The following is a 13,463-nucleotide window of genomic DNA, read 5'->3' on the forward strand; positions in this document are numbered from 1 at the left end:
GTTGAACGTGGCGCCATTGCACCACATCATTGAAGTATGGACTTTGCGTCAAACGACCTAACCGGAAAATTGTTAATCGCCATGCCGGGCATGAGTGATGATAGATTTGCTCAAGCTGTGATTTATGTCTGTGCCCATTCGGATGATGGGGCCATGGGATTGGTCATCAACAAACCTGCCGATGAAATCAAATTCAGCGACTTGTTAGAGCAATTGGAAATTCCGATTGGCGACACAATGCGGGATATTCGTATCCACATTGGTGGCCCTGTCGAACATGGCCGCGGGTTTGTTTTGCACAGCGATGATTACGAATCTGATACGGGCACAATGGAAATCGGTCAGGGCAAATCCATGACCGCAACTGTCGATGTTCTGCGCGATCTGGCTGCCGGTGGCGGCCCTTTGTCGTCGTTTGTGGCGCTGGGCTATTCGGGATGGAGCCCGGGTCAGTTGGAATTTGAACTGTCTGAAAACGCTTGGCTGACCTGCGACGCGCGCGACGACATTATTTTCGGGCGCGATCCGTCCGTTAAATGGCAGACCGCGCTATCGGTGTTGGGAATTGATCCACTGACGTTATCTGCATCCGCAGGACATGCCTGATTATTCGGTCAGCGATCGAACCATGTTATAGACGACCTCTTGGTCCCAGTGCTCTTCGCCTGTCAGTCGCGCGATTTCGCGGCCTTCGGGATCTAGGATTACCGTTACGGGCAGACCCATCACCCGCATCGACCGTGCAAGGCGCATGTTGTTGTCGATATGTTTGGGCAGGTTGGTCACACTTATTTCATCGAAAAAGCGGTCGATCGCGGGGCGTGGGTTGCGGCCTGTGGCGATTGTGACGACTTCAAATTCGTCTCCGCCCATTTCTGTTTGCAGCGCCGAAAGGGACGGCATTTCGGTGCGGCATGGTACGCACCACGTCGCCCAAAAATTAACTAGAGTAAATTTTCCATTATATTCAGCCAGAGTAATCTCTGCGCCGTCTTCGGTCACAAACGGCACATCGCTGGGGGCAAAGGGTTCGGCGTGCCAGACCAATTTTGGCAGGTCTGCGGGGTTAAATCCGCCCATGTCACCGGATTCAGCGGCCGCACCGTTTGCAACAATGGCTAGGGCCGTATAAAGCAACGCAGACTTTAGTTTCCGCATGGGATCTCCGAATTATGACCAAATCTTCGAACGCGATGTGGGGCGGGCGTTTCGCCGCCGGACCGGATGCCATCATGGAGGCGATCAATGCCTCTATTGATTTTGACAAACGTATGGCCCGACAGGACATCGAAGGGTCCCGCGCCCATGCCGCAATGTTAGCTGCACAAGGCATCATTAGTGATAGCGACGCGAATGCCATTCGGGAAGGCCTGCTCACTGTATTGTCAGAAATCGAGGGCGGTTCGTTTCAATATTCAAAGGCGCTAGAGGACATCCACATGAACGTGGAGGCCCGCCTGAAAGAAATCATTGGCGAACCTGCTGGCCGTCTGCACACCGCGCGCAGCCGTAACGACCAAGTCGCAACCGATTTCCGTCTGTGGGTCCGCGATCAATGTGATGCCGTAGATAGTGCGCTGGAAACCCTAATGCAGGCCCTATTGGGTCAGGCAGAGGCGGGCGCCGATTGGGTTATGCCTGGTTTCACCCACCTGCAAACCGCGCAGCCTGTGACCTGGGGCCACCACATGCTGGCCTATGTCGAAATGCTGAACCGCGACCGTTCGCGTTTTGCCGATGCGCGCAAACGCATGAACGAAAGCCCGCTGGGCGCGGCTGCGCTGGCTGGCACCGGTTTCAACATTGATCGTCACATGACAGCCGCGGAGCTGGGTTTTGATCGCCCAACATCGAACAGTCTGGATTCGACGGCTGATCGCGATTTCGCGCTGGAGTTCCTGTCGGCGGCGTCGATCTGTGCGATGCACCTGTCCCGTTTCGCCGAAGAATTGGTGATCTGGTCGTCCGCGCAGTTCCGTTTTGTTGTCATGTCGGATCAGTGGTCGACCGGTTCGTCGATCATGCCGCAAAAGAAAAACCCTGACGCTGCCGAACTGATCCGCGCGAAAATCGGCCGTATCTTTGGTGCGAACGTTGCGCTGATGACCGTGATGAAGGGCCTGCCGCTGACCTATTCCAAGGACATGCAAGAAGACAAAGAACAAGTGTTCGACGCAGCCGATAACCTGATGCTGTCGCTGGCCGCGATGACGGGCATGGTTGAAACCATGATGCCGCAGCGTGACAACCTGCGCGGCGCGGCTGCGAACGGTTTCTCGACCGCGACGGACCTTGCTGACTGGCTGGTCCGCGAATTGGGCATGCCATTCCGCGATGCACACCACGTCACGGGTGCTTTGGTCGCGATGGCGGAATCAAAAGGCTGCGATCTGCCTGATCTTTCGCTGGACGAAATGAAATCGGTCAACGAAGGTATCACTGAAGGCGTGTTCGACGTTCTAACCGTCGAAGCTTCGGTTATGTCCCGTCAGTCCTATGGCGGCACGTCCCCGATCCGCGTCAACGAACAGATCGCGCGTTGGAAAGAAGAGTTAAAGTGAAAACAATCGCCGCCCTGTTGATGATCGCAACCCTTGCCAGCTGCGGCGCGGCAGGGGCCCCCTTGCGCCCTGTCGCAAATATGGGGTTAACGATCGGATCGGGCGGCGTTTCCACATCCTGTGCGGTAGGCGGTACCAACGGCACCGTTACGCTATCGGTGGCCTGCTAATGACTGTGTTGCGTTTTATCTGGCTGGCTTTGGCTATTTGGGGCGCGATTCACCCCATGTCCTATTTCATGGGGTACATGGACGAAACGGGCACAGGGCTAAGCGGCCTGATCGACGCGTGGTACGTGAACGATTCGACCATCGGCCTGACGTGGGATTTGACCATCGCGGCGATCACGCTGACGGTTTGGATTTTGGCCGAAACGCTGGTGCGCAAAAATTGGATGGCTTTGCTGGCGATCCCAGCCACGTTTTGCATTGGCGTTAGCTGCGGTTTGCCGCTGTATCTGTTTTTCCGATCCTCGCCCGTGCGTTGATTTGGGGCTTACGACCCCGTCGGGATTTGATATGACGCGCCAACACCGCGCGGAGGCCCCATGGATCATTTCATCTACAAAGATGGCGTTTTGCACGCCGAAGACGTTGCTCTGACCGATATCGCACGCGAAGTCGGCACACCGTTCTATGTGTATTCGTCGGCAACCTTGCTGCGCCATTATCAGGTGTTTGATGAATCGCTGGCGGGTATGGATCACCTGATCTGTTTCGCGATGAAATCGCTGTCCAACGTGGCCGTCCTGAAAATGCTGGGCAAAGCGGGCGCTGGCATCGACGTTGTGTCCATCGGTGAATATCTGCGCGCCAAAGCGGCAGGCGTTGACGGATCGAAAATCGTGTTTTCGGGCGTTGCGAAATCCAAAATGGAAATGCGCACCGCGCTAGAGGGCGGTATCCGTCAGTTCAATATCGAATCTGAACCAGAGATGGAGGCGCTGTCTCAAGTCGCCACCGAACTGGGTGTCGAAGCGCCGATCACCATCCGCGTGAACCCTGATGTTGACGCCAAAACCCATGCGAAAATCGCAACGGGTAAGAAAGAAAACAAATTCGGTATTCCAATTAGCCGCGCGCGCGAGGTCTACGCCCGCGCTGCCGAATTGCCGAACCTGAAAATCGTTGGCATCGACGTGCATATCGGCAGCCAGTTGACCGATCTAGAACCATTCCGTCAGGCCTATCGCAAGGTGGCCGAACTGACCGAAACGCTGCGGGCCGATGGGCATTCAATCACGCGTCTGGATCTGGGCGGCGGTCTGGGCATCCCATACACCCGTTCGAACGAAGCGCCGCCGCTGCCTATGGAACTGGGCCAAGTCATCCGCGAAGAGGTCGGCCATCTGGGCTGCGAAATCGAACTGGAGCCGGGTCGTCTGATCGCGGGCAACGCGGGCCAATTGGTGTCCGAAGTCGTCTACGTCAAAGAAGGCGAAGACCGTAAATTCCTAATCTTGGACGCGGCGATGAACGACTTGACCCGTCCTTCCATGTATGACGCGCACCACGACATCGATCCCGTGATCGAAGCAGACGCAGGCGTCGAAAAAGAACCCTACGACGTTGTGGGCGGCATTTGCGAAACGGGCGATACCTTTGCCAAAGGGCGCGATTTGCCACCGCTCAAGGCGGGTGATCTGGTGTCTTTCCGGTCGGCGGGTGCTTATGGCGCGGTGATGGCCAGCGAATACAACTCGCGCCCGCTGATCCCCGAAGTGCTTGTCGAGGGCGATAAATTTGCGGTTATCCGCCGACGTCCTACCTATGAAGAAATGATTTCCAAGGATATCGTTCCCGAGTGGGTCTGATCGCGCTAAGGTCAGCCCAACGGACATAAAAACCGGAGCAGGACGCTGACCAAAACGCCAGACAGTCTACCGCATTTGCGATTGCCGATCTTTGCAACGCGCGTTGGCATGATTGCCGAACGCGTGGTGCGCGGGTTCTGGCCAGTCTGGACGATCGGCTTTGCGCTGCTTGCGCCTGTTTTGTTGGGCGTTTTGCCTGATATTCCGCTGGAAATCGTGTGGGCGGGGCTGGTGTTGGGCCTGCTGGGTATTGCCTATTTTCTGTATCGCGGCTGGAGGCAATTCAATTTCCCGACATTGGTCGAGGCGATGGCCCGCGTTGATGCGCGTTTGCCTGGGCGGCCCATTTCTGCGCTTTACGACGCGCAGGCCATCGGGGCGAGTGACCCTGCATCGATCGCGATTTGGAACGCTCATATCGAACGGATGCGCGAACGGACGCGGGATGCGAAACCCGTCGCTCCGAACCTAAGCGTCGCAACCGCCGACCCATACGGGTTGCGTTATATTGCGCTGCTGGCGGTGACGGTCGGCGTGTTGTTCGGCAGTGCATCGCGCGTGACGGCCCCTGCGATGGCAGGCCCGCAAACGGATACGATGACCGCATCTGGCGCGAGCTGGGAAGGCTGGATTGAACCGCCCAGCTATACGGGCAAACCCACGCTGTATTTGTCCGACCTGACAGGCCGCGTCGAAGTCCCCAAAGGATCGCGCGTGACGCTGCGGTTTTACGGGGATGTGGGCGATCTGACCTTGGCCGAAACGGTATCGGCGCGCGCGGCCGACATGGTGCCGCCCGCGTCGGACCAGTCGCAGACATTTGACATCCTGCAAGACGGCGAAATTTCGATCCTTGGCGCGATGCCACGGGCGTGGAATATCGCGGTGCAGCCTGATGCGATGCCCTTTGTCGAACTGACGGGCCCAGTGCAGGCGGATGCGATGGGGGTGATGACTCAGCCGTTTTTCGCCAGCGATGATTTCGGAATTGTGGGCGGTCAGGTTGCTATCCAACTGGATCTGACGGGCGTCGATCGCCGCTATGGCCTGATGGTTGATCCCGATCCGATCGCGCCGTTGATCGTTGATCTGCCCATTCCAATTTCCGGCAACCGCGCCGAATTTGACGAAGCCCTGATCGAAGATTTCAGTCAGCATATTCTGGCAAACATGCCCGTCACCATCGCGTTCGAAGTGACCGACGCGTTGGGGCAGGTAGGTGCCGCTGAACCTGAACAGATCGTTCTACCGGGCCGCCGTTTTTTCCGCCCCGTGACCAAGGCCGTGATCGAACAGCGCCGCGATTTCATGTGGTCGAAATCGAACGCTCCGCGCGTTGCATCCATGCTGCGGGCGATTGCCTATCGCCCTGATCAGGCGTTCCGATCCCCAAACATCGATCCTATTTTCCGCGGTATCATCGAAAAAATCGAACTGGCCGTGGCTGATGGATCGCTGGATGACGAAACGCAGGCCGAAATCGCGCAGAACCTGTGGGATCTTGCCATTGAATTAGAGGAGGGCGCGCTTGCTGACGCCCGCGAACGTCTGAACCGCGCACAGGAACGTCTGGCCGAGGCGATGCGCAACGGTGCATCCCCCGAAGAAATTCAGGAATTGATGCAAGAACTGCGCGACGCGACCGACGATTACATGGATATGCTGGCCGAACAGATGCCTGATGGTGATGGGTCCGATCAGCCTGACAACAGTCAGGACACAAACGAAATCACGCAAGATGAAATCGATGCGTTGATGGACCGTATTCAGGAATTGATGAACGAAGGCCGCATGGCCGAAGCTGCCGAATTGATGGAACAGCTGAACCAACTGCTGCAAAACCTACAGATGCAGAAATCGCAGTCACAGAATGGCGAAGGCAGCCCAGGCCAGCAATCGATGGAACAGCTGGGCGATACGTTGCGCGATCAGCAAGAACTGAACGACGACGCTTTTAACGACCTGCAAGACCGCGCCTTTGGCGAAGAGGGCGAAGAAGGCGAAGAACAAGGCGGTCAGGATTTGGCAGATCGTCAACGTGAACTGCGCGAGTTGCTGGAACAACAGCGTCGTAATTTGCCCGTTCTGCCTGATGGACAAGAGGACGCCGCCCGCCGTTCGTTGGAACAGGCAGAACGTTCGATGGACCGCGCTGAACAGGCATTGCGCGACGAAAATTTACCCGAAGCCGTCGATCGACAGGCCGAAGCGATCGATGCGCTGCGTGAAGGTATGCGCCAATTGGGCGAAGCATTGACCCAAAGCGAAGAAACGGATGCGGACTCTGATGGCGAATCTGATGGCGTGCAGCGCGGACAACGTCAGGCCAATATTGATCCGCTTGGCCGTCAGTCGGGGACCGAAGGGCCAGCGGGCACCGATCAGTCGATGATGCAAGAGGACGTTCAACGTCGCGCGGGCGAGCTTATGGATGAGATTCGTCGCCGTGCAGGTGAATTGGACCGCGACGAATTAGAGTTGGATTATCTACGCAGGCTGTTGGATCGGTTCTGATCAGCCATCGCTGGATTGCGACGATAAGAACCCTTCGACGGCTGAATTCAGAGACACACGCAACCCGTCCACCCAAGTGCTGTAGCTGTCCAATGGGGCCGCGACGGTAGGGATCATATCACCGATGGTATCACCATAGATATAACCCGCTGCTGCAATGCCTGCGGCAATGATTGTGCCTAGAAACCCAGTGCGGAAGCCGCTGCGATTTTCTTGTTCGACCTTTTCACTAGTAGGAACAGTTCGGTCCGCTGCGGACCGAAGGGTCGAATTGATTTCTTCGATGTCGGGCAGCAAATCTTTGCGTGGACCATCGGTAGCGTTCTCTTCACCTTTTAGCGTCGAAAGACGGCGCTGAACCTCTAACGAATGTCGTTCCTCTGGGTCCATGTCTGGCGTGTCGGACAGGTCATCCAGACCCAGATCAGGTTGGCTTTCGATTGGATCGGGGTCTTGGGCCCGACGGGACGCGGCCAGATCCGCCTCTTCGCGTAGGATGCTAGCGATTGCGGGGTCGATGGTCCGTGCGGGGCGGGTCGGACGAATCCGTGCAGGCATGACGCCGATAGGTTCGTCTTCCGCGTCATCGGGTTCATCGTCGTCTTCGGAATAATCATGGAAATCGGCAGGGGCGACGGTTTCTTCTGCGTCATCCTCTTCTTCGAGTTCGGGGTCTTCGAATTCGTAATGTTCGTCGCTGTCGTTTGTATCAATCGACAAAACGGATGCGATTACATCGTCTTCTGCCTCTGGTGCTGCATTAACTGTTTCTGGTTCAGGTTGCGGCTCTGGCTCTGGCTGCGGCTCTGGTTCAGGTGCAGGTGGTGGGGGTTGAATTTCAACGCCGCCAACCTCTTCGGCTGATTCATATGGATTTTCGAACCAAGTATTGCCGCAGTTGGAACATTGTACATCACGTCCCGTTTCGGGGATGATGTCGTCAGGAACTTCGTATTGCGCGCCGCAATTTGGGCAAGTGAGCCGCATTAGCCATTCTCCAACGTCCAAGGAACGGACGAAATATTCGGTGTCTTTCGAGTATTAACAATCACTTATTATTTGGAAAAGCGAAACAATGCCTCTCTCTTCTGAGGTGATTGAATTCTGACTGTGTTTTAGGCAGAACACAAACGGCATGGTGCATGAAAGGATTTTTCAGTGATCGAACTGGATCGGGTTGCGTATTCCTATGGTGGCGGGGAACTGTTTTCGGACGTTTCGCTCACGCTTGCGCCGGGGTCATTTCAGTTTCTGACGGGGCCGTCAGGGGCTGGTAAAACGACTTTGCTGAAATTGTGTTACGGCGAATTGGTTTCGACGGCGGGCTATGTCCGCCTGTTCGGTAAAAATACGCGTGAAATGGAACGCGACGATGTTGCGATGTCGCGCCGTAAAATTGGTGTTGTCCATCAGGATTGCCAATTTTTGGATCATCTGTCGGTGGCCGAAAATATCGCATTGCCACTGACAGTTTCTGGCCGTGCCCAAGAGGCGGGCGATTATCTAGAAGATTTGCTGCGTTGGGTCGGTCTGACGCATCAGGCATCACAATTGCCACCGCAACTATCGGGGGGTGAACGCCAACGTGCGGCTTTGGCCCGTGCCGTCATCATTTCGCCTGACGTGATCATCGCGGACGAACCGACGGGGAACATTGATTGGGAGATGTCTCAGCGTTTGCTGCAGTTGTTGGTCGAGCTGAACAAGATGGGTAAAACCGTGCTGATTGCGACGCATGATCTGAATTTGATCCGCGCATCAAAATCGCAGGTATCGACGCGCGTCTTGCGCCTTGCGAACCGCCGTCTACATGTCGCGGGGGCAGAGCTATGAAGGTCAACCTAGGGCGATATATGTCGATGCTGGCTGGCGATCCGCTGGCTGATCGGGCCGTGCCGCCGACGGGATATACGGCAAACCTAACGGTCTTTACGGCGGGCGCGATGGCGTTTTTGGCAGTCTTTGCGCTGGCTTTGTCTTTGGCAACAGGCCGGTTGGCGGATCGTTGGTCGGCAGAATTGGCGCGCACGTCAACGCTGCGCATTTCCGCGCCTGCAGACCAATTGGCCGCTCAAGAGGCCGCAGCCGTCCGCGTTTTGGAAACGACCCCCGGTGTTGCGTCGGCAAAGCCGCTGACAACCGAAGAACAACAGGCATTGCTGGAACCGTGGTTCGGGCCTGATCTGCCGGTTGAAACGCTACCGATCCCGCGACTGATCGAAATTATCGAAGAAGGCGATGGATATGACCCCGCAGGCCTACGAGCCCGTCTACAGGCCGAAGTGCCAGGTGCGATTTTGGACGATCACACACGTTGGCGCGAACCGCTAATTGCGGCGGCGAACCGTCTTAGGTTGCTCGCAACGGTTGCAATTTTGTTGATCGCTGCGGCAACGGGCGCGATGATTACCCTAGCGGCCCAAGCTGCTTTGGCAGCAAATGCCCAAGTAATCCGCGTTATGCGTTTGGTTGGTGCGCGCGATTTATATATCGCGGGGGCCTTTGTGCGGCGGTTTACCTTGCGATCTTTGACTGGATCGGCGGCAGGCACTGCGGCGGGTATGCTGGCCGTACTGTTGCTGCCAAAGACCGAAGTCGCAGGCGGATTTTTAACGGGTCTGGGATTTCAAGGCGCGGGCTGGATCGCGCCACTGGTGATCCCGCCTCTGGCTGCTATCGTGGCCTTTTTTGCAACCCGCGCGGCGGCGCTGCGTACACTTAGGGCCAATTCATGATTGTCATTCAATTTCTGCGGTCGATGATTTTCCATGTCGTTATCTATGTTGGCATGGTGATCTTCGCGATTGGGTTCTTACCTTGGATGCTGGTCGATAAACGTGGTGGTCACGCTGCGTGTCATGCGTGGTGTTATTTTGTGTTATGTTGCGCGCGCTGGATCATCGGCCTAAAATGCGAAGTCCGCGGTACCCCCCCAACGGACGAGGTTTTGGTTGCGGGCAAACACCAGTCTTTTCTGGATATCATCATGATCTACGGCGCGATGCCGCGTGGTAAGTTCATCATGAAAAAGGAAATCCTATACACGCCCATCGTTGGTCAATATGGTCTGCGGATCGGTTGTATCCCTGTGGATCGTGGCAAGCGCGGCGTCGCCATCAAAAAGATGGTTGCCGATGTAGCAGCGGGTCGGTCTGATCCAGGTCAGTTGATCATTTTCCCCCAAGGCACCCGTGTGCCTGTCGGTGAAAAACGCCCGTATAAGATCGGGTCGGCGGTATTGTATCGTGAATTGAATCAGGACTGCGTGCCTGTGGCAGTGAATGTGGGTGTAACGTGGCCTAGCCACGGATTGATCCGCTATAGCGGAACCGCCGTGGTCGAATTTTTGCCGCGCATCAAACCAGGCTTGGCCACAGACGAATTCATGCAGCGACTTGAGGCCACAATCGAAACCGCCTCTGATAAATTGGCGGCAGAGGCTCTGGGGAAATGATCCGGTTGGTCCAGAACCCGCTGCATCCCTATGCGGCCTATCTGGATGTGGATCGCCTGACTCAACATGATGACCTGAACGCGGTCGAATTGCCCGAAGGGTACGACCGCGTGATCGCCACGCTGCCATTCGATCACGATTATGACCTGTCAGAATGGTCTGAAATGTCCCGATCTGGCGTTTTTAATTTAGCGGCACGCGCAGTTGATTGCCCAAATGCGCGGGTTGTTGCGGCATCGCAAATGGATCAATGGCTGAACGCCCATTGGGATTATTACCGCGATTGCAAGTCTGATAACCTGCCTGAAAAACCCACCAACCTGCGCCATACCTTTGGGCAATCCATCGAAGACGGCACCGCCGCATTTATCGGCGGAGGCTTTGCATCGTTGCGCGGTATGCGAGGGGGCGTTGCCGAGGCAGGATGGATCGCAGGCAATCGCGCCGAAATCAATGAGGCGATTGATTGGTGTCTGACCCAAGCCGACCGCATCGGCGCGCGCGTCGTCCAATTTGATGCCGAAGATACTGATCCGTTTTTATGGTCGGCTTTGATGGCGCGGGGAAAACCCGCAGAAACCTACGTCACGTATCAAAAAACGAACTAGCGTTTTGCAGCGAAAAAATCGCGCAACAGGTCTTCGGCGGCTTTGGCGTCGATGCCGTCATAGACCTCGGGCGTGTGATGGCATTGTTTGTGGGAATAGATACGCGGTCCCACTTCGACGCCGCCCGATTTCGGATCGGACGCGCCATAATACAGGCGGCTGATACGCGCAAATGAAATGACAGATGCACACATGGGGCAGGGTTCCAGCGTCACATATAGGTCATGACCAACCAGCCGTTCCGACCCGATTTGGGCGCACGCATCGCGTATCGCTAAAACTTCGGCATGAGCGGTGGGATCGGATAATTCGCGCGTCCTGTTTCCCGCGCGGGCTATGATGTCGCCAGACGGGGACACGATCACGGCGCCCACGGGTACTTCGCCCCGTTCGGCTGCGGCGTGGGCCTCTTTCATGGCTTCGGACATGTAGCTGCGGAATTTCATATCGTCTTGTGCGATGGGGCGTCTTTTCGCGCAACCCTTAACCGCTACCGATTGCGCAAAGCGCCGTGCTGCGATTAAAGGGGTATATGACCAAAGATACCCCAACGGGCGATCGCATCGCCAAAGTCCTATCCCGCGCTGGCGTCGCATCGCGCCGCGAAGCGGAACGCATGATCACCGAAGGCCGTGTCAAAGTGAACGGCAAGGTGATTGATAGCCCTGCGCTGAATGTGACCCTAAAGGATCGCATTCAGGTGGATGGGAAATGGGTGTCTGAACCTGAACCTGCGCGTTTGTGGCTGTATCACAAACCTGTGGGTCTAGTGACCACAACCCGCGACGAAAAAGGCCGCGAGACCGTTTTCGATCAATTGCCCGAAGATATGCCGCGCGTCATGAGCGTGGGCCGTTTGGATTTGAATTCCGAAGGTTTGTTGTTGTTGACCAACGACGGCGAATTGAAACGGAATTTGGAATTGCCATCAACGGGTTGGCTGCGCCGCTATCGTGTGCGCGTCAAAGGTAACGGCGAAAAAATCGATATCGAGGCTCTGCGCAAAGGCGTCACCGTTGATGGTGTGAAATATGCACCGATGGAAGTGATTTTTGACCGCCAGCAGGGCGCGAATGCGTGGTTCACCATCGCCTTGCGCGAAGGTAAAAATCGCGAAATCCGCCGCGCGATGGAACATGTGGGCGCGACCGTGAACCGTTTGCTGCGCCTGTCCTATGGTCCATTCCAGTTGGGCAACCTAAAGGCTGGCGAAGTCGAAGAGGTCAAGCGCCGCGTGCTGCGTGATCAGATGGGATGGGATGCGGAAATGAAACCGCTGACCAAACCCAAACCGAAACCTGCGCGCCGCCGTAAACCTTCGGCGACGGGGAAAAACAGCTAAATCTATCCCCTTGCGTGAAATCTGTGCCAACGTCATGGTGTTGGCATGGATTGGGGACATTGTTGGATTTGAAACGGGCTTGGCCTGACAAATCCGCGCATACGGATTCCAGTTCAAAAAGATCGACCTTGGCGCATTGTCATGCGGCTGTTGTGCCGCGCGCCTATGGTCACACGGAATGAAAATGGAATTTTGAATGCCCAAAGCCTTTCGCAATATTGCTTTTGCGCTGTTGATGGTCCTGATGTTTGGTGTCGTCACTGGCACAATTGGGGGGCTGTGATGGCTAAACGGTTTGGCGGAAAATACAGCCCCGACGGCAACGCAGATAGCGGTGCAACCTCCAATGTCATGGTTTCGGACGACCGCCGCGTTGATCCTGCTGGTGGTAAATCCAATGTGATGTTTGTCCCGCCGGTTGTTCTGGCGTTCACGTCAATTCGACAAGAGCCGACCACGATGATCACGGGCCTGATTTGTGCCGCCATTTTGGGGCTGGGGGCATGGCTATTACGCGAAGGATTGCGCGCCGAGGCGGCCTATAACGCGCGATCGATTGCGCGCCGGCCTGCGCTGCCGCGTAAAATTTTGGCGGCTATTTTGGCTAGCGTCGGAATTGCTGGTGCCGCGCTGTCCAAAGATGCGGGTATCATTGGTGCGGTTATTTACGGCATCGCGGCGGGCGGTTTGCATATCGCCGCGTTTGGGATTGATCCGCTACAGAATAAACGGCTCGAAGGGATTGATGATTTTCAGCAAGACCGCGTTGCCCGCGTTGTGGACGAGGCGGAAACCTATCTGTCTGCAATGTCTGATCACATCGCATCGCTGAATGATCGCAAACTGGATATCCGCGTCGCGTCGTTCCAATCCGCTGCCCGCCACATGATCCGCACCGTAGAAGAGGACCCCCGCGATCTAACGGGCGCGCGCAAATATTTGGGCGTGTACCTAATGGGTGCCCGCGATGCCGCCGTCAAATTCGCGGACCTTTATAAACGGGCCAAAGACGAAGATGCGCGGTCCAGCTTTGAACAATTGCTGACGGATCTCGAGAGCAATTTCGCCGCCAAAACCAACAAGATGCTGAATGATGATCGCACGGACATGGATATTGAAATCAAAGTCCTGCGCGACCGACTGAAACGAGAGGGCGTAAAGCCCGAGTGAT

Annotated in this window: 15 protein-coding genes; 12 read left to right on the forward strand and 3 right to left on the reverse strand. The window is 56.1% G+C overall.

What is annotated here, in order from left to right; genetic code table 11:
* The first annotated feature begins 36 nt into the window (after positions 1–36).
* Entirely contained in the window at positions 37–606 is a 570-nt protein-coding gene (locus tag BVC71_RS00790; protein WP_086449740.1) for a YqgE/AlgH family protein, read from the forward strand.
* On the opposite strand, the gene BVC71_RS00795 is transcribed toward BVC71_RS00790, so the two are convergent.
* The gene (locus BVC71_RS00795) at positions 607–1,158 is read right to left on the reverse strand and encodes a TlpA disulfide reductase family protein (RefSeq protein WP_086449741.1); all 552 of its coding nucleotides are present in this window, start codon (positions 1,156–1,158) and stop codon (positions 607–609) included.
* A gap of 14 nt (positions 1,159–1,172) precedes the next feature.
* Between BVC71_RS00795 and argH the strand changes: the two genes are divergently transcribed.
* From argH to BVC71_RS00815, 5 genes are all read left to right on the forward strand, one after another.
* The gene (gene argH, locus BVC71_RS00800; protein WP_086449742.1) at positions 1,173–2,561 is read left to right on the forward strand and encodes an argininosuccinate lyase; all 1,389 of its coding nucleotides are present in this window, start codon (positions 1,173–1,175) and stop codon (positions 2,559–2,561) included.
* Complete coding sequence (locus BVC71_RS15400; protein ID WP_165767688.1) at positions 2,558–2,731, forward strand: hypothetical protein; 174 nt, start codon at positions 2,558–2,560, stop codon at positions 2,729–2,731. The genes argH and BVC71_RS15400 overlap by 4 nt, the downstream gene beginning before the upstream one ends.
* A complete protein-coding gene (locus BVC71_RS00805; protein ID WP_086449743.1) occupies positions 2,731–3,048 on the forward strand; it encodes a DUF2834 domain-containing protein in 318 nt (105 codons plus the stop codon). The genes BVC71_RS15400 and BVC71_RS00805 overlap by 1 nt, the downstream gene beginning before the upstream one ends.
* Positions 3,049–3,108: 60 nt before the next feature.
* The gene (gene lysA / locus BVC71_RS00810) at positions 3,109–4,374 is read left to right on the forward strand and encodes a diaminopimelate decarboxylase (RefSeq protein ID WP_086449744.1); all 1,266 of its coding nucleotides are present in this window, start codon (positions 3,109–3,111) and stop codon (positions 4,372–4,374) included.
* An 81-nt stretch (positions 4,375–4,455) separates the two neighbouring features.
* Positions 4,456–6,888, forward strand: coding sequence for a DUF4175 domain-containing protein (locus BVC71_RS00815; protein ID WP_338036443.1), 2,433 nt, complete (start codon positions 4,456–4,458; stop codon positions 6,886–6,888).
* Here BVC71_RS00815 and BVC71_RS00820 read toward each other — a convergent pair whose 3' ends face one another.
* Positions 6,889–7,875 carry a zinc-ribbon domain-containing protein gene (locus BVC71_RS00820; RefSeq protein WP_086449745.1) on the reverse strand — a complete coding sequence of 329 codons (987 nt, stop codon included), beginning with the start codon at positions 7,873–7,875 and terminating at the stop codon, positions 6,889–6,891. It abuts the gene before it with no gap.
* Between the two features lie 171 nt (positions 7,876–8,046).
* Between BVC71_RS00820 and BVC71_RS00825 the strand changes: the two genes are divergently transcribed.
* From BVC71_RS00825 to BVC71_RS00840, 4 genes are read left to right on the forward strand one after another with little or no spacing between them, the layout of a single operon-like run.
* Positions 8,047–8,721, forward strand: a complete 675-nt coding sequence (locus BVC71_RS00825) for a cell division ATP-binding protein FtsE (protein WP_086449746.1) — start codon at positions 8,047–8,049, stop codon at positions 8,719–8,721.
* The gene (locus tag BVC71_RS00830) at positions 8,718–9,623 is read left to right on the forward strand and encodes a cell division protein FtsX (RefSeq protein WP_086449747.1); all 906 of its coding nucleotides are present in this window, start codon (positions 8,718–8,720) and stop codon (positions 9,621–9,623) included. The genes BVC71_RS00825 and BVC71_RS00830 overlap by 4 nt, the downstream gene beginning before the upstream one ends.
* A complete protein-coding gene (locus BVC71_RS00835; RefSeq protein WP_086449748.1) occupies positions 9,620–10,342 on the forward strand; it encodes a lysophospholipid acyltransferase family protein in 723 nt (240 codons plus the stop codon). The genes BVC71_RS00830 and BVC71_RS00835 overlap by 4 nt, the downstream gene beginning before the upstream one ends.
* Entirely contained in the window at positions 10,339–10,950 is a 612-nt protein-coding gene (locus BVC71_RS00840; RefSeq protein ID WP_086449749.1) for a hypothetical protein, read from the forward strand. Before BVC71_RS00835 ends, BVC71_RS00840 begins: the two co-directional genes overlap by 4 nt.
* Here the strand turns inward: BVC71_RS00840 and BVC71_RS00845 are convergent.
* Positions 10,947–11,396, reverse strand: a complete 450-nt coding sequence (locus tag BVC71_RS00845; RefSeq protein ID WP_086449750.1) for a nucleoside deaminase — start codon at positions 11,394–11,396, stop codon at positions 10,947–10,949. The two genes, BVC71_RS00840 and BVC71_RS00845, sit on opposite strands and share 4 nt — an antisense overlap.
* A gap of 86 nt (positions 11,397–11,482) precedes the next feature.
* On the opposite strand from BVC71_RS00845, the gene BVC71_RS00850 reads away from it, so the two are divergent.
* Both BVC71_RS00850 and BVC71_RS00855 read left to right on the forward strand, forming a co-directional pair.
* Entirely contained in the window at positions 11,483–12,292 is an 810-nt protein-coding gene (locus BVC71_RS00850; RefSeq protein ID WP_086449751.1) for a pseudouridine synthase, read from the forward strand.
* Positions 12,293–12,574: 282 nt separating this feature from the next.
* A complete protein-coding gene (locus BVC71_RS00855; RefSeq protein ID WP_086449752.1) occupies positions 12,575–13,462 on the forward strand; it encodes a 5-bromo-4-chloroindolyl phosphate hydrolysis family protein in 888 nt (295 codons plus the stop codon).
* The last annotated feature ends 1 nt before the right edge of the window (position 13,463 follow it).

It is taken from the genome of Marivivens niveibacter, assembly GCF_002150005.2.
Classification (GTDB): Bacteria; Pseudomonadota; Alphaproteobacteria; order Rhodobacterales; family Rhodobacteraceae; genus Marivivens; species Marivivens niveibacter.